Below are 16,347 nucleotides of genomic sequence, written 5' to 3'. Positions count from 1 at the left end.
TCCGCACAGGCTCTGTGCAAAAGGAAGAAACATGAAAATCGGCAAATACACGGTTTATGCCCCGTTTCTGGCGGATGATAAACCCAGTGAGGCGGAAATCTGGGGGGCATCGGTCTGGTTGTGGATGTTGTCTCCCCGGCACAGTAAAACACCGCTGCGTGCGCTGGGAAAACTGCTGCTGCCGCTTATCAAACAAAAACAGTATGTTCTGGTACTGGAAAACAGCCAGCCCTGTTTTTTCCTGAGCTGGGGGGCGCTGAGTGCGGAAACGGAACAGCGCTATCTGGCGGGATGTGATGAGTCTGAGTTGTATCAGCAGTTGCGCAGCGGTAACCGCATCTGGTTATTTGACTGGATAGCCCCTTCTGATGAGGAAAATGAGATGGCTGAGCTTATCATGAGCACGATTTTTCCGGATCAGTGTTTTCGCATGCTGCGCCTGAATGAAAGTGAAAAAAGTATCAGAATCATCGAATTCAAAGGCCATAAACTCAGCGAAAAACAGGCCGCTGAATGGCGGGCAGCCCATCCGGTGATGTATCCGCAAAAAGCACAACAGAATTCACAGGAGCAGAAATGAAAAGTATCGCCGCTTCGGCACCCGCGATCTGAATCCGGAATCACCGGGGCACAGGGTCTGTGAGCCGCAGAAAAAATCCTGAATTTCCCGCCGGTAATAACCGGTGCCTGATATCACCCGTAATCAAACACACCTATTTTACCTGTGTCAGACTCTATTGCTGATATTTTGATGTATGCTGTGAGATATGATGGAAAAATTATCTGAATTATATGATTTTATTACCGCGAGCGCCGTTTTATCGGCAGTGATTCTGGTGGTTATTCTGCTGGTCACCTGGTTTCTCGGGCGGCTCATATTTCTGCGCGTGGCAAAACGTTTGTTGTCGTTATTTACCAACCTGACTGACGACAGCATGATCCACAGTATTGCCAAGAAAAGTGCCTCTGTCGTGGCGGTCACGCTGGTACTGTATATTAATAAGATGCTGCCGACCTTTTCGGCAGAAATGAATATTCTGTTTAATACCGTATGCAGCGCATTCCTGATTATTAATCTGGCTTCACTGGTTAATGACGGGCTGGATATCTTTATTCTGCGCCATACCGGGCGTTCATCGTACCGTAACAGCTCAATAAAGGGCTATATTGAGATCGCCAAAATCGGGGTGTGGATTGTTTCCTTTATCCTGATTATTGCGTTAATGACCTCGCAGTCGCCGCTGATTATTATTTCCGGTTTCGGTGCCGTTGCGGCGGTGCTGATGTTTGTCTTTCAGCACACCTTATTATCCTTTGTCGCCAATATTCTGGTCTCCAACGGTAAAGTACTGAAACTGTATGACTGGATAGAATTACCCGGCAGCAATATCAGCGGTGAAGTGATTGATATTGCACTGCATACCATTACTGTCCGCAACTGGGATAATACGATCTCAAGGATCCCGACAAAAGATTTCCTGACCGAAAAATACACCAACTGGCAGCCGATGTTCTCTTCCGGCGGTCGCCGTATTAAACGCAGTTTTTATATTGATCAGTCCTCAGTATCGTTTGCCGATGAAACGTTATTAGCGGAGCTGCGGAATCAGGACGCTTTTCGTCAGTCACTGGATGAAATACTGGCGGAAAATACCGGCTACGATGATGTAAAAGAGTGGATGGCTGCAAAAGGCGTCACCAATTTACAGCTGTTCCGCAAATATCTGCTTAACTGGATCAAAATGCGCGGTGATGTGCGGGAGGATATGTATCTGGTGATCAGAACCATGTCGCCGACCCCGGAGGGATTGCCGGTTGAAATATATTGTTTTACCCGCTCCACCACCTGGGTTGATTATGAGGAAACCCAGTCGCAGATATTTGAATATGTGAATGCGTCGGCAAAATATTTCCGGCTGGATATTTACCAGCAACCATCCGGTCACGACCTGGCGAATCTGCGTTACAGAGCCGGACGGTGATGCATCCCGCCCGCGTTGATAACGGGCAAAAACGAAAAGTCGCTGTAAATACATCCCTGTACGCTCAGGCGCGTCATCCATGACGCGCATGCTTTTCGTTTTCTTTTCCCGTTATCGCGGGCTATGTCCTGAGTGGGTTAACTGCACCTCAAACCCCAGAATCAGGCTCTCCAGGCCGTGAAGAAAGGCCTGCTCACCATCATCACTGTCCATAATCTGCAGCGCTTCCCGCAATAACGGCGGCAGGTTTTCATCCGGTGCCGCCGGGCGATCGGTCAGGGCGGCAGTATGCTCCTGCTGCTCCAGCACGGCACCCAGCGTAAAATGACTGACCGCTGAAATTGCATACAGCCCGTCACGCAGGGAAAAGCCGTTTTCGGTCATAAAGCGTAACTGGGTTTCCACCGTATCATACTGTTTTTCATCAGGGCGTGTACCGAGATGCACTTTTGCCCCGTCACGGTAACGCAGTAACGCACGGCGGAAACTCATCGCATTGTTGCGCAGAAATGACTGCCAGGATTCCCCCGCCGCAGGCAGTGAATAATCATGATGACGCGCCAGAATTTCCACCGCCAGCGCATCCAGCAGTGCCCGCTTATTTTTCACATGCCAGTAAAGTGTCGGTTGTTCTATGCCCAGCTTCTGTGCCAGTTTGCGGGTCGTCAGCCCGTCAATGCCCGTCTCATTCAGCAGTTCCAGTGCCGCATCAATAACCGATTCTCTGTTCAGCCGTGCCATGACCTTCTCCTCTGATTTCAGATTGACACTCTATCACTGATAGGGATATATTCCAACTCTATCAATGATAGAGATTTAATACAGGATCTGAAACATGAATAAACCCGCTGTTATCGCGCTGGTGATTACACTGCTGGACGCAATGGGAATAGGTCTGATCATGCCGGTATTGCCGTCACTGCTGCGGGAGTATCTCCCGGAAGCGGATGTGGCAAATCATTACGGCATTTTGCTGGCGCTGTATGCGGTGATGCAGGTCTGTTTTGCGCCGCTGCTGGGCAGATGGTCAGATAAGCTGGGGCGCAGACCGGTGCTGCTGTTATCCCTGGCGGGTGCCGCGTTTGATTACACGCTGCTGGCGCTGTCCAATGTGCTGTGGATACTGTATCTCGGGCGGATTATCTCCGGGATCACCGGTGCTACCGGCGCGGTTGCAGCTTCGGTGGTGGCAGACAGCACGGCGGTCAGTGAACGCACCGCCTGGTTTGGTCGTCTCGGTGCAGCTTTCGGAGCCGGGCTGATCGCCGGGCCGGCTATCGGCGGACTGGCGGGGGATATCTCGCCGCATCTGCCGTTTGTCATTGCGGCGATACTGAATGCCTGCACCTTTCTGATGGTCTTTTTTCTCTTTAAACCGGCGGTACAGGCAGACGAAAAACCGGCGGAGCAGAAAGCGGAAAGCGCAGGTATCCGCTTTATCACATTACTTAAGCCACTGGCGCTGTTGCTGTTTGTTTTTTTTACCGCCCAGCTTATCGGGCAGATCCCGGCTACCGTCTGGGTATTGTTCACAGAGAGCCGCTTTGCCTGGGACAGTGCCGCTGTCGGGTTTTCACTGGCGGGGCTCGGGGCGATGCATGCGTTGTTTCAGGCGGTGGTTGCCGGGGCGCTGGCAACACGGCTGAGTGAGAAAACCATCATTTTTGCCGGGTTTATCGCCGATGCCACCGCGTTTTTACTGATGTCTGCTATCACTTCCGGATGGATGGTATATCCGGTGCTGATCCTGCTGGCGGGCGGCGGGATTGCCCTGCCTGCATTGCAGGGAATTATCTCCGCCGGGGCATCAGCGGCAAACCAGGGCAAATTACAGGGCGTGCTGGTCAGCCTGACTAATCTGACCGGCGTGGCGGGCCCGCTGCTGTTTGCCTTTATTTTCAGTCAGACACAGCAGAGTGCTGACGGTACGGTGTGGCTGATCGGCACCGCACTGTACGGTCTGCTGCTGGCAATCTGTCTGCTGATCAGAAAACCGGCACCGGTAGCGGTCACCTGCTGACCGGTGCTATACAGGCAGCGCTGTTGTGCGGTATGGTGGACGGCATTCGTGCTTATCGCCTGCCATGATAAGCCTCAGACACAGAGGAACCGTTATGAAATCACGTGCAGCAGTCGCCTTCGGGCCGGGTTTACCCCTTGAAATTGTTGAAATTGATGTGGCACCGCCGAAGAAAGGGGAAGTGCTGGTGAAAATCAGTCACACCGGGGTATGCCATACCGATGCCTATACGCTTTCCGGGGATGATCCGGAAGGTCTGTTCCCGGTGGTGCTCGGTCATGAAGGTGCCGGGGTGGTGGTTGAGGTCGGCGAGGGCGTAACCAGTGTGAAACCGGGCGATCATGTGATCCCGCTGTACACCGCCGAGTGCGGCGAGTGTGATTTTTGTACCTCCGGTAAAACCAACCTCTGTGTCGCAGTCCGCGAAACCCAGGGTAAGGGTGTGATGCCGGACGGCACCAGCCGTTTTTCGTATAACGGTCAGCCGCTCTATCACTATATGGGCTGCTCAACATTCAGCGAATATACCGTTGTGGCGGAAGTCTCACTGGCGAAAATCAATCCGCAGGCCAATGCGGAGCAGGTTTGTCTGCTCGGCTGCGGCGTGACCACCGGGATCGGTGCGGTGCACAATACCGCGAAAGTGCAGGAAGGGGATTCCGTGGCGGTATTCGGCCTCGGCGGTATCGGGCTGGCGGTGGTGCAGGGGGCGCGTCAGGCAAAAGCCGGGCGTATCTTTGCTATCGATACCAATCCGTCCAAGTTTGAACTGGCAAAACAGTTCGGCGCCACAGACTGCATCAACCCGAATGATTATGACAAACCTATTCAGCAGGTACTGGTCGAAATGACCAAATGGGGTGTGGATCATACCTTTGAGTGTATCGGTAATGTCAATGTGATGCGGTCAGCGCTGGAAAGTGCGCACCGCGGCTGGGGACAGTCGGTGATTATCGGAGTGGCGGGTGCAGGAAAAGAGATTTCAACGCGGCCGTTCCAGCTGGTCACCGGTCGGGTCTGGAAAGGCACGGCGTTCGGCGGCGTGAAAGGGCGTACTCAGTTGCCGGGAATGGTGGAAGATGCCATGAGCGGTAAAATCGAGCTGGCGCCGTTTGTCACGCATACGATGGAACTGGATAAAATCAATGAAGCTTTTGATCTGATGCACGATGGTAAATCCATCCGCACCGTCATTCATTACTGATAACGTATTCAGGGAGATACTATGGAACGGATTGAACATCACGTCTGTTTCGGCGGCAGCCAGGAAGTCTGGCGTCACCATTCTGCGGTGACCGGTACGCCGATGACCTTTTCCGTGTTTCTGCCGCCGCAGGCAAAAACAGAGAAATGTCCGGTGCTGTACTGGCTTTCCGGGCTGACCTGCAACGAGCAGAATTTTATCACCAAAGCCGGGGCGCAGCGTTATGCAGCGGAGCACGGTCTGGTGATTGTCGCGCCGGATACCAGTCCGCGCGGCAGTCAGGTGGCAGATGATAAAGAGTACGATCTCGGGCAGGGTGCCGGGTTTTATGTCAATGCCACACAGGAACCGTGGAAAGCGCATTATCAGATGTATGATTACATTCTGGATGAGCTGCACACCCTGGTGAGCGGGCATTTCGGCACATCGGAAAAACGCGGTATCTGCGGGCATTCGATGGGCGGACACGGCGCGCTGGTGCTGGCACTGCGTAATCCGGAGGCGTTCCTCAGCGTGTCGGCGTTTGCGCCGATTGTGTCACCGTCACAGGTACCGTGGGGCGAAAAAGCGTTCTCTGCCTATCTGGGCGGGGATAAAGCGGCGTGGGAGCAGTATGATGCGGTGAAACTGATCGAATCCGGCCATAAAGTTGCGGATATGTTGGTTGATCAGGGGCTTGCGGATACCTTCTTCAGTAAGCAGCTGAAAACCGGGTTACTGAAATCCGCCTGTGAAACGCACAATATCCCGCACACCATCCGTGTGCATGCCGGTTATGATCACAGCTATTACTTCATTGCGAGTTTTATCGCCGAGCATATCGCGTGGCATGCAGCACGTCTTAACGCATAAACCCGGTCAGCCGGGTTTTTTCTGCGACAGGTATTTTATCGGTACATGCGGCGTCAGCCAGACGCCGTTATCCGCCAGATAGAACGGATACCCGGTTTTATGCATCTCCCCGGCGGCAATGGTGAGCACCACCGGTTTGCCGTGACGGGCACCGACAGCCAGTGCGGTATCTTCATCCGCGCTGAGGTGGACATAGTGCCGTGATCCGGCAATTAATCCCAGTTCACAGATATCACTGATAAACCGGATAGCCGTGCCGTGATACAGACTATCCGGTGGTGTCTGCGGCGGGTAATCGATCGCCACCTGTCCGGCGGAATGCCCCTGTGCCGCGCGGATATACATGCCGTCGGATGAGATCGTAAACCGTTTTTTGTCGTTGGTTTCCACCACCTTTTCCAGCGTTTCACGGTCAAACGGTGTGCCGTGAGCAGCGGCCTGATGCAGCAGAACGGCGATATCTGTCCAGCCTTCATTGTCGAGGCGGATGCCGATGGACTCCGGCTGGTGCCGCAGGACATAACTCAGAAATTTACTGATTTTATCGTATTGATTCATTTTCTTTTTACGGTTTTTACCGGTGATCCGGTTGTGACATCATGGCGGAATTATACGCGCCTGTTGCGGTAAAGGGGAGGAATGACAGCGATAACTATGCGCTGCATCAGGCCCTGACGGCGGAATAACCGCCGTCAGGATGTGGCTTAAATGGTACTGAGTTCGCGGTTGCGGGTTTCCGCACCGAGAAAAATGACCGCAAGAATGGCGATCACCACCGCTGCACTGAAGATCAGGAAAATGGTGCTGACAGCAAACTGATACTGAATCAGGTACCCGGCCAGCAGAGGGCCGAGGATCCCGCCTATCCGTCCGATGGCGGTGGCAGTTCCCGCGCCGGTGGCGCGGACACTGTCGGGATACTGTTCCGGCGTGTAGGCGTAGAGCGCCCCCCAGGCACCGAGGTTAAAGAATGAGAGCAGCATGCCCGAAATGACCAGTGCCGTGGCGGTTTCCGCGCAACTGAACCCGTAAGCACTGATTGCTGTTCCGGCGAGATAGGTGACCAGCACGAATTTGCGGCCGTAACGTTCAATCAGCCAGGCGGCACTGAAATAGCCGGGCAACTGGGCGAGTGTCATGATCAGCACATACTGGAAGCTTTTTATCAGGCTGAATCCCTTGAGGATCGCCACGCCCGGCAGCCAGAGAAAAATACCGTAATAGGAAAACACCACACAGAACCACAGGATCCACAGCATCAGGGTGGCACGACGGTACTGTGGTGACCAGATCAGGGCCATTGATTGCGCCACGGTGAGTTTCGGGCGTTCCTGCGCGGTATAGCGGGATACCGGCTCCGGCAGTTTTGCCCGCAGCCACAGGGCATACAGCGCAGGCAGGGCGCTGAGCAGCATCGCCGTGCGCCAGCCGTAATCCGGGATAACATAATAGGCAATCAGTGCCGCAATCAGCCAGCCCACGGCCCAGAAGCTTTCCAGCAGCACGACCACGCGTCCGCGTTCGTGAGGAGCCACGCTCTCACTGACCAGCGTGGAGGCCACCGGCAGTTCTCCGCCAAGCCCCATACCGATGAAAAAGCGCAGCACCAGCACCACCGCCAGCGAACCGGCGACAGCCGTCAGTCCGGATCCCAGACTGAACAGCAGCAGAGTGAGAATAAATACCGGTTTGCGGCCTTTTCTGTCTGCCATCAGACCGAAAACAAAGGCACCGACTGCCATCCCGGCGGCATTGAGACTGCCGATCCAGCCGAGCTGTGCGGCACTCAGCCCCCAGTCTGCCTGTAAGGCAGCCAGCAGAAACGCCAGCAGCCCGACATCCATGGCGTCAAATGTCCAGCCCATCCCGGCTATCCATAACAACTTGTTGCGTGAAGTGGCAGTCGCTGCCGTGTGTGTCCGGAGTGTCGTCATGGTTGCGACCTTTTTTATCCGTCAGATGAAACGTGTTTAGTATACTAAACAATAAGCGTGCAAATGTTAATCATAAAATACGGTTTTAAAGAAGCAGTAACATATAAAAAGCCCGGCAAACAGCGGACAGCCGCGCTTTTAAGGTTATTCCGTTATCTTCGTTATGGCAGCTGTTCTACTATGGTGTGTTATGGTGCACACAGCGGCCTGCCGGTATGCGGTGCCGGAATCGTGATGATAATAATCAGGGAGTTACGTAATGGCATTAACCTTTGGCGTTAAAAGTACCCTGCTGATCGCCGGTATGGCGGTAACCGCGGCGGCGGCGGGCAAACCGAATGTCATTGTTCAGGATGTAAAACTTAACACAGCCACGATTTTCCTGCGCGGGGCAGAGCTGAGTAACAGTGCAACACTGAATCTGCCTGCCGGTGACAGTGATGTGATCCTGACCAATGTGGCCGGAAATATTAATCCGGGCAGCTTATCCGTTATGCTGAATAATGATGATGTCATTATTCAGTCCGTCAATCTGCGCAGCGAAATTGAAAAGCCGGTGTATTCAGACGACATCAATGCCATGAAGGCGCAGATTGAGGAGCAGGATCGGGCGATTCAGCAGCTGAATATGCAGACGGAAGTGAATAACGAACAGCTGGGTCTGCTGCGGGATCAGAATTTCTTCGGCACCGGCGGTGCGCCGCTGACACAGGAACAATCGGTGCAGAAGCTGGATTTTATCCGCAGTCAGATGGCAAAAATCTATGCGGAACAGCTGGAATACACCCGGCAAATCAATGAAAAAACCGAAGCACTGAACCTGCTGAAAGCGCAGTATGAAGAGAAAGTCGCACAGTTTAAGGCGCGCCGCACGCAGCTGGTGCTGAATGTGTCCGCGAAAAAAGCGGTGACAGCGGAACTGGATATCGACTATATCACGCCGGATGCGGCCTGGGCGCCGTCCTATGATATCCGCAGCGCCGGTATGGATAAGCCCGTGACACTGACCTACAAAGCGGATGTGATACAGAACACCGGTATCGACTGGGATCAGGTGGAACTGGTGTTGTCATCCGCTGACCCGGTACAGAGTATTGCCCCGCCGCAGCTCTATCCGCAGTATCTGTCACTGATCAATGAGTATGCGGTGATGGGGGAAATGGCACCTGCCCCGTTAGCCATGATGGCGGAGGATAAAGATTACAGCCGTAACCGCTCAGTGAAAAAAGCCCCTGCAGGCGGGATCTCGTCGTTTGTTACCGCAGAAAGTAACGGTATCAGCCTGACGTACCGCATTGATAAACCGTATTCCCTGCCGTCCGTTCCGGAATCCCGTTCCCTGACCATCAAACAGACGGCGCTGGACGGAAAATACCGTTATATCACACGACCGAAGATGGACGAACATGTGTATTTACAGGCGGTTGTGGAAAACGCACCGGCGCTGAATCTGCTCAGCGGTAAGGCGAATATCTATTTTGATAACCGTTATATCGGGCAGACCTATCTCGATTCCGGCCTGATCACTAATGAGCTGGAACTGCCGTTCGGCATGAATAAAGATATTCAGGTCAGCCGTAAGGTGGACAGTAAGCTGACAAAACATCCGGGTATTCTGGGCTCTGCGGTTGAACAGAGCGAAGGCTATATGATTACTTTATCCTCTTTTGCCAAAGCGCCGCTGGTGGTGACGGTTTATGACCAGATCCCGGTCAGTCAGGACAGCAATATCCTGGTGAAAGATGTCAAAACCGGGGAAGGAACTGTCAATAAACAGACCGGTGAAGTGGAATGGAAAGCCGAACTGAAGCCGCAGCAGGTCATGGAACTGCCGCTGAGTTATACACTGAAATACCCGAAAGAAAAACCTATCAGCGGTTTATAATTATCGCAGCAGAAAAACGGCCGGGAAGCCCGGCCGTTATATCAAAAAAAGAAGATTAATCGCCGATAACCGTACCGGTTTTACCCTCAATACCGTCTTTGGCTTTATTCAGTAACGTAATCAGCGCTTTGCGGCCTTTTTTACTGCGGCTGAAGGAGAGGGCGGCTTCCACTTTCGGTAACATCGAACCCGGCGCAAAATGTTTCTCATCGATATAACGCTGCGCATCCGCAGATGTCAGTTTATCCAGCCACTGCTCATTGGGTTTGCCGAAGTTGATGGCAATCTTTTCCACGGCAGTCAGGATAATCAGCATATCCGCATCGATCATCTCCGCCAGTTTGGCGCTCGCCCAGTCTTTGTCGATAACCGCATTGGCACCGTGCAGTGTGTTACCGTCACGGATCACCGGAATACCGCCGCCGCCGACAGTGATCACCAGCTGATCAGCATCCAGCATGGCTTTGACGGTTTCTTTTTCAATAATATCAACCGGTTTTGGTGATGACACCACGCGGCGGTAACCACGGCCCGCATCTTCGCGCATCTCAAACCCTTTCTTGCTCAGAGCTTCCGCTTCTTCTTTGCTGTAGAACGCGCCGATAGGTTTGGTCGGGTTTTTAAATGACGGATCCGCCGCATCCACTTCCACCTGTGTCACGATGGTGGCAACCGGCTTATTGATACCCCGGTTCAGCAACTCTTCACGCAGTGCGTTCTGCAAATCATAACCGATATATCCCTGGCTCAGTGCCACACAGACTGACATCGGCAGAACCGGTGATTTGGCTTCGGTTTTGCTGGCAGCCTCAAAGGCACCGGTTATCATCCCCACCTGCGGGCCGTTACCGTGTGTGACCACAACGCGATATCCCTGAGCAATCAGGTCGGCAATCACGACAGAGGTGGTTTTGACGGCAGCCATCTGTCCCGGAAGATCATTTCCCAGTGCGTTGCCGCCCAGTGCTAATACGATTGTTTTTTTCATCCTTTTTTACCCGTAATAAATGAGTTGAAACGATAATCGGAAAAAATTAATAACACCGGTGCGGCGCCTTAAACGGACGGCGTTTCAGGAAACGACCGCGGCCGGGTTCAGCAGAAAATTCGCCGTCACGGTAAACAATATCACCGCGCGACAGTGTGCAGCGGATTGCGCCCTGTACCGTCATTCCCTCATACGGGCTGTAGTCCGCGTTATCATGCAGATCCGCATGGCGGATAGTGGTTTCCTGCGCCGGGTCGATAATGGTGATATCACCGTCCGCGCCCGGGCGGATCACACCTTTTTCCGGCCAGATACCAAACAGTTTTGCCGGCATCGCACTGGTAAGGGAAACAAAGTGTTCCGGTGAAATCCGTCCCTGCATCACGCCTGCGGAAAACAGCAGTAACATACGGTTTTCAACTCCCGGCAGGCCGTTCGGACAGCGGGTGAAATTCCCGCCGGACAGCGCCAGGCGCTGCTGATACGGGAAGGTGCAGTGGTCGGTGGCGACCACATCAATCGCGCCGTCATCAATACCCAGCCACAGAGCATCGGCTTCCCGGCGGTTACGCAGCGGCGGGCTGAGAATAAATTTCAGGCCGTCATCACGCTCATAACAGCGCTCATCAAGGAACAGATACTGCGGACAGGTTTCTATCCAGACCGGCTGGTGGCGGGCTTTCGCCATCTTCAGGTAATCGAGACCCAATCCGTTGGAAAGGTGGACGATATAGAGCGGCGCATTGCCGCAGATATGCGCCAGATTAATCATCCGGCCTATCGCTTCCGCCTCGCATTCCGCAGGGCGGCTCAGGGCATGGAAAATCGGCGAAGTCTGTCCTTTCTTCACAAACTCTGCTTTGCGCTGCGCTATCACCGCATCATTTTCCGGATGCACGGTGGTCAGCGCCCCGGCGTGGTTAAGCTGTTGCAGGGCACGTAAAATATCCGGATCATCCAGTTTGTACTGATAGGTCAGATAGAGTTTGAAGCTGCTGATCCCGTCCGCCACCATCAGCGGAATTTCCTTTAAAATATCGTTGTTGATATGCTGGATCACGCCGTGAAAACTGTAATCGATAACGGCGCGTCCTTTGGCGTAGCGGTGATAATTCTCAAGCTGGTGGTGCAGTGAACAACCCGCCGGACCAAATCCCATATGATCGATAATGGTGGTGGTACCGCCGCAGGCTGCCGCACGCGTGCCGGTGTAAAAATCATCACAGCTGCGGGCAAGGCCGACATCAATATTAAAATGGGTATGAACATCAATACCGCCGGGAAAAACATAACATCCCTGTGCATCAATAACGCGGTCATCTGTCTCCGGGGCAATGTCCGGTGCAACCTGTGAGATCAGGCCGTTTTCAATCAGAACATCGTGCCGGTATTGTCCGTCTGCATTGACAACGGTGCCGTTGATAATCAGTGTGCGCATAGGGGGTACTCCTGAAAAAGCCCCGCACATCAGTACGGGGCCGGTAAGACAAGATTATTTTTTCAGTTCAGCCATATAGCTTAACGGAATGGCCGCATACATTGCCGCACAGGTCACCAGGTGATCTTTCCAGGTTTTTTCGTTTGGTGCGTGAGCTTCAGGCTCTTTGCCCGGACCAAAACCGATAACCGGAATGCCGTGACGACCCATGATAGAAACACCGTTGGTGGAGAAAGTCCACTTATCAACAACCGGCTCTTTGTTGAACAGGCCGCGGTAAGCGCGATCCAGTGTCTTCACGGTGAAGTGATCTTCTTCCACTTTCCAGGTCGGGAAGTAGCACTCTGTCGGATAGACCAGACCGGTCCAGGAAGCACGCTCATAGGTGTACATAGAAACCACGCCTTTCGCGGCTTTGACAGCCGGTAATGCGCGGATTTCGTCCAGTGCGCCTTCCCAGGTTTCGCCCCAGGTCAGACGGCGGTCGATAGAGACTGCGCAGCTGTCAGCAACCGCACAGCGGCTTGGTGAGGTGTAGAAAATTTCAGAAACCGTCAGTGTGCCCTGGCCGAGGAAATCGTCGTGTGCCAGACGTTTTGACAGTTCCTGTAACTCGCCCAGAATCGGACCCATTTTGAAGATAGCGTTATCGCCGCGCTCCGGTGCGGAGCCGTGGCAGCTGATCCCCGGCACATCAATGCGGATTTCCATCCGGCCGCGCTGGCCGCGGTAAATCTGGCAGTCCGTCGGTTCGGTACTGACCACGAATTCCGGTCTGATTTTGTCCTGCTCGATGATGTACTGCCAGCACAGACCATCACAGTCTTCTTCCTGAACAGTCCCGGTCACCAGCAGGGTGTACTGATCTTCCAGACCTAAATCTTTGATGATTTTACCGGCATAGACCATAGAGGCCATGCCGCCTTCCTGGTCAGAGGTACCGCGTCCGCCGATGATTTCGTCGTTTTCCATACCTTCGTACGGGTCGAATTCCCAGTTTTTGATGTTACCGATACCCACGGTATCGATATGCGCATCCATGGCAATCAGGTGCGGGCCGTGACCGATATAGCCCAGAATGTTCCCCATCGGGTCGATATCCACTTTATCAAAGCCGACTTTTTCCATCTCTTCTTTGATGCGGTGAATCACGCGTTTTTCGTCGCAGCTTTCGCTGGGAATTGCCACCATATCGCGCAGAAAACGGGTCATATCTTTTTTATAGTGTTCAGCTTTTTTGACAATTTCATCAAACGGGATTTGCTTAGCCATGTTTCAATACTCCAATTAGTTAATATTTCTGCGCCGGGTTTTTACCTTCCCAGACAACTTCACGATAATGTTTGGTATCGGTGTCACCTTCGGTGTTGATCACGAGAATGACGGAATCACTGTTCAGGCCGAGTCTTTCCATCAGTTCCGCACGTTCCGGATGATAGTTAACCGCCGCCAGCACACCGAGACCGACTGCGCCGGATTCACCGGAAATCACGCGGCTGTCTTTGCCGTACGGGTTACCGAGGACACGCATGCCGAGAGCAGCCACCGCATCTTCACAGGAGATAAACTGTGTCGCGCAGTTACGCATCAGATCCCAGCCGATAGGGTTCGGCTCGCCGCAGGCCAGGCCCGCCATGATGGTGGCCATATCGCCGCCGACATTGACGATTTCGCCTTTCAGGCTGGAACGGTAGAGACAGTCAGCCAGATCCGGCTCGACAATAATGGAATGCAGATCTTTTGCCCCGAACTCATCGACCAGATAGCCCAGCACACCGCCGGCCATCGCACCCACACCGGCCTGTAACAGCACGTGGGTCGGACGCTGAATCTTCATCTCTTTCATCTGGGCAACGGCTTCGGCAGCCAGCGTGGTGTAGCCCTGCATAATCCAGGTCGGGATCTTGGTGTAGCCTTCGCAGGCGGTATCCTGAACCACGATCCAGCCGTGTTTTTTGGCATTTTCCATGGTGAGACGGACGGTATCGTCGTAGTTCATATCTGTGACGATACACTCCGCCCCGAGGCCGGTAATGTGATTCACACGTTCCTGTGCGGAGCCTTTCGGCATGTACACCACCGCTTTCTGACCGAGTGCGCGTGCCGCCCAGGCCACACCGCGGCCGTGGTTGCCGTCAGTAGTGGTGGCGAACGTCATTTTTTCAGTCAGGGTGCTTTTGAGTTTCTCGAAAGAGAAATCGTTAATATCCATGTTGTACTTTTCGCACAACAGGTGGGCGATAGCATAAGAGCCGCCCAGAATTTTGAATGCATTCAGATCAAAACGCTGTGACTCATCTTTCACCAGGATATGACGTACGCCGAACAGGGCGGCGAGATCGTTCATGTCATACAGTGGTGTCGGATGGTAACCCGTAATTTTCTCATGAAACGTCAGCGCTTTATGTGCTTCTTCACGGGAAAAAAGCGGGGAGTGTTTGCCGTTGAAATAACGGTTATCTGAAATATCTAACTTCAGTGAGAAGACAGACATAGAGCCTCACCTCATATCATCGGGAAAAGAACCCGGCCGGTGACGGCCGGGATCCGGATTTATAAAATACGTTTACGTGCGTTTTTCAGCAGTTGCTCAAGAACCAGGGCAGGCTGCGGGAATTTGCGGGCCAGAATCATGGCGGAGATGATATACGGCTTCCAGCTGGCTTCTTTGTAAGTGGCGATACGGTATTTCTCGAATACAGCCTCTTCCACTTCCCCTTCCTTACAGGAAACACCGGTGATATCCGCAGGCAGACAGTGCATGTACAGCGCTTCACCGTCTTTGGTCAGCTTCATCATCTCTTCAGTACAATGCCAGTCTTTGTGGTTGGCGTTCTGAGCCAGGCAGCGCTGTTCAAGGGCTTTCAGGCCGTCATGGTCATTGGCACGCAGCAGTTCGGTACGCTGTTCCATGACTTTGTAAGGTGCCCAGGATTTCGGATACACGATATCCGCATCTTTGAACGCGTCTTCCATCGATGTAACCTGCTTAAAGCTGCCGCCGGACTGTTTGGCGTTGTTTTTCGCCACATCAATAACGTCAGGGATCAGGTCATAACCTTCCGGATGTGCCAGCGTCACGTCCATACCGTAACGGGTCATCAGACCGATGATGCCCTGCGGTACAGAGAGTGGTTTACCGTAGCTTGGTGAATACGCCCAGGTCATGGCGATTTTTTTGCCTTTCAGGTTTTCCAGTGAACCGAAGTGCTCACGTAACCAGGCCAGGTCAGCCATAGATTGTGTCGGGTGGTCGATATCACACTGCAGGTTAACCAGCGCAGGGCGCTGCGGCAGAACGCCTTCCTCAAAACCTTCATCCAGTGCCGCACCCACTTCACGCATATAGGCGTTACCGGCGCCGAGGTACATATCGTCACGGATACCGATGGCATCCGCACAGAATGAAATCATGTTGGCCGTTTCACGCACAGTTTCGCCGTGAGCAATCTGAGACTTACCTTCGTCGAGATCCTGCTGGGCCAGGCCGAGCATATTCAGTGCAGAGGCATAAGAGAAACGGGTACGGGTGGAGTTGTCACGGAAAACAGAGATGCCAAGGCCATTTGTGAATACGTTGGTGGCGATGTTATCGGCACGCAGCCCTTTCAGTGCGGCTGCAATATCAAGCACCATCGTCAGTTCATCCTGACTCTGTTCCCAGGTAAGTAAAAAATCCTTTTGATGAAGATTCGATTTCAGTCTGGCGATATCTTTCAATAATTCATTAACATTTTTCATCTTTAAATCCTATATGAAATGGCCGGTGACAATTGAATATGCAGTGAGAAGAAGGCATTTCTGCATGTGTACTGTGACTATTAACAATAAGCATGCCAAATCAGCCGGAATGATCTGCCGGAGGTGATATACAGGGTAAAATCGGGATGATGATCACAATTATCAGGGGCTGAGAGCGGGGTTATGTGTGACAAATGCGAATGAAAGTTATTTTCAGTAAGGGTGAAAAGTCACCGGGATCAGACCGGTGAGAGGACGGAACGGCCGGAAGCGGGGCCAGAATGATAAACACCCCGGCGGATT

14 protein-coding genes are annotated in these 16,347 nt (G+C 53.1%); 6 read left to right on the top strand and 8 right to left on the bottom strand.

Translation table 11 applies throughout. From position 1 onward, the window contains the following. Nucleotides 1–31 precede the first annotated feature (31 nt). Nucleotides 32–580 (top strand): toxin-activating lysine-acyltransferase, encoded by a 549-nt coding sequence (locus N7387_RS00350; RefSeq protein ID WP_262858859.1) that lies wholly within the window; start codon nt 32–34, stop codon nt 578–580. 190 nt (nt 581–770) lie between these two features. Continuing rightward, nucleotides 771–1,982, top strand: a complete 1,212-nt coding sequence (locus N7387_RS00345) for a mechanosensitive ion channel domain-containing protein (RefSeq protein ID WP_346275052.1) — start codon at nt 771–773, stop codon at nt 1,980–1,982. Between the two features lie 111 nt (nt 1,983–2,093). Here N7387_RS00345 and tetR(D) read toward each other — a convergent pair whose 3' ends face one another. Then, nucleotides 2,094–2,723, bottom strand: a complete 630-nt coding sequence (gene tetR(D), locus N7387_RS00340; RefSeq protein WP_279796063.1) for a tetracycline resistance transcriptional repressor TetR(D) — start codon at nt 2,721–2,723, stop codon at nt 2,094–2,096. 94 nt (nt 2,724–2,817) lie between these two features. Between tetR(D) and tet(D) the strand changes: the two genes are divergently transcribed. The 3 genes from tet(D) to fghA all read left to right on the top strand — a co-directional run bounded on the left by tet(D) (nt 2,818) and on the right by fghA (nt 6,058). After that, a complete protein-coding gene (tet(D), locus tag N7387_RS00335) occupies nt 2,818–4,002 on the top strand; it encodes a tetracycline efflux MFS transporter Tet(D) (RefSeq protein WP_279796062.1) in 1,185 nt (394 codons plus the stop codon). A gap of 94 nt (nt 4,003–4,096) precedes the next feature. Continuing rightward, a complete protein-coding gene (locus N7387_RS00330) occupies nt 4,097–5,206 on the top strand; it encodes an S-(hydroxymethyl)glutathione dehydrogenase/class III alcohol dehydrogenase (RefSeq protein WP_004236057.1) in 1,110 nt (369 codons plus the stop codon). A 21-nt stretch (nt 5,207–5,227) separates the two neighbouring features. Further along, complete coding sequence (gene fghA, locus N7387_RS00325; protein ID WP_279796061.1) at nt 5,228–6,058, top strand: S-formylglutathione hydrolase; 831 nt, start codon at nt 5,228–5,230, stop codon at nt 6,056–6,058. Between the two features lie 6 nt (nt 6,059–6,064). On the opposite strand, the gene N7387_RS00320 is transcribed toward fghA, so the two are convergent. Then, nucleotides 6,065–6,616 (bottom strand): RNA 2'-phosphotransferase, encoded by a 552-nt coding sequence (locus tag N7387_RS00320; RefSeq protein ID WP_262864613.1) that lies wholly within the window; start codon nt 6,614–6,616, stop codon nt 6,065–6,067. Between the two features lie 146 nt (nt 6,617–6,762). Further along, nucleotides 6,763–7,992: an MFS transporter gene (locus N7387_RS00315; RefSeq protein ID WP_279796059.1), complete on the bottom strand. Its 1,230-nt coding sequence runs from the start codon at nt 7,990–7,992 to the stop codon at nt 6,763–6,765. 259 nt (nt 7,993–8,251) lie between these two features. On the opposite strand from N7387_RS00315, the gene N7387_RS00310 reads away from it, so the two are divergent. Continuing rightward, the gene (locus tag N7387_RS00310; protein ID WP_279796058.1) at nt 8,252–9,877 is read left to right on the top strand and encodes a mucoidy inhibitor MuiA family protein; all 1,626 of its coding nucleotides are present in this window, start codon (nt 8,252–8,254) and stop codon (nt 9,875–9,877) included. Nucleotides 9,878–9,932: 55 nt separating this feature from the next. Here the strand turns inward: N7387_RS00310 and arcC are convergent, their stop codons facing one another. The 5 genes from arcC to ygeW are packed head-to-tail and all read right to left on the bottom strand — an operon-like array spanning nt 9,933 to nt 16,044. Next, the gene (arcC, locus tag N7387_RS00305) at nt 9,933–10,865 is read right to left on the bottom strand and encodes a carbamate kinase (RefSeq protein ID WP_262858866.1); all 933 of its coding nucleotides are present in this window, start codon (nt 10,863–10,865) and stop codon (nt 9,933–9,935) included. 46 nt (nt 10,866–10,911) lie between these two features. Further along, complete coding sequence (hydA, locus tag N7387_RS00300; RefSeq protein ID WP_279796056.1) at nt 10,912–12,303, bottom strand: dihydropyrimidinase; 1,392 nt, start codon at nt 12,301–12,303, stop codon at nt 10,912–10,914. Nucleotides 12,304–12,357: 54 nt separating this feature from the next. After that, complete coding sequence (locus tag N7387_RS00295) at nt 12,358–13,575, bottom strand: YgeY family selenium metabolism-linked hydrolase (protein ID WP_046892061.1); 1,218 nt, start codon at nt 13,573–13,575, stop codon at nt 12,358–12,360. Between the two features lie 19 nt (nt 13,576–13,594). Then, on the bottom strand, nt 13,595–14,797 hold the full coding sequence (gene dpaL, locus N7387_RS00290; protein WP_279796055.1) for a diaminopropionate ammonia-lyase: 1,203 nt from the start codon (nt 14,795–14,797) through the stop codon (nt 13,595–13,597). Nucleotides 14,798–14,856: 59 nt separating this feature from the next. After that, entirely contained in the window at nt 14,857–16,044 is a 1,188-nt protein-coding gene (gene ygeW, locus N7387_RS00285; RefSeq protein WP_279796054.1) for a knotted carbamoyltransferase YgeW, read from the bottom strand. Between the last annotated feature and the right edge of the window lie 303 nt (nt 16,045–16,347).

Source organism: Morganella sp. GD04133 (assembly GCF_029835375.1).
GTDB lineage: Bacteria > Pseudomonadota > Gammaproteobacteria > Enterobacterales > Enterobacteriaceae > Morganella > Morganella morganii_B.
Note: the sequence above shows the minus strand (reverse complement) of the source record. Positions and strands in the feature narration are given on the sequence as shown.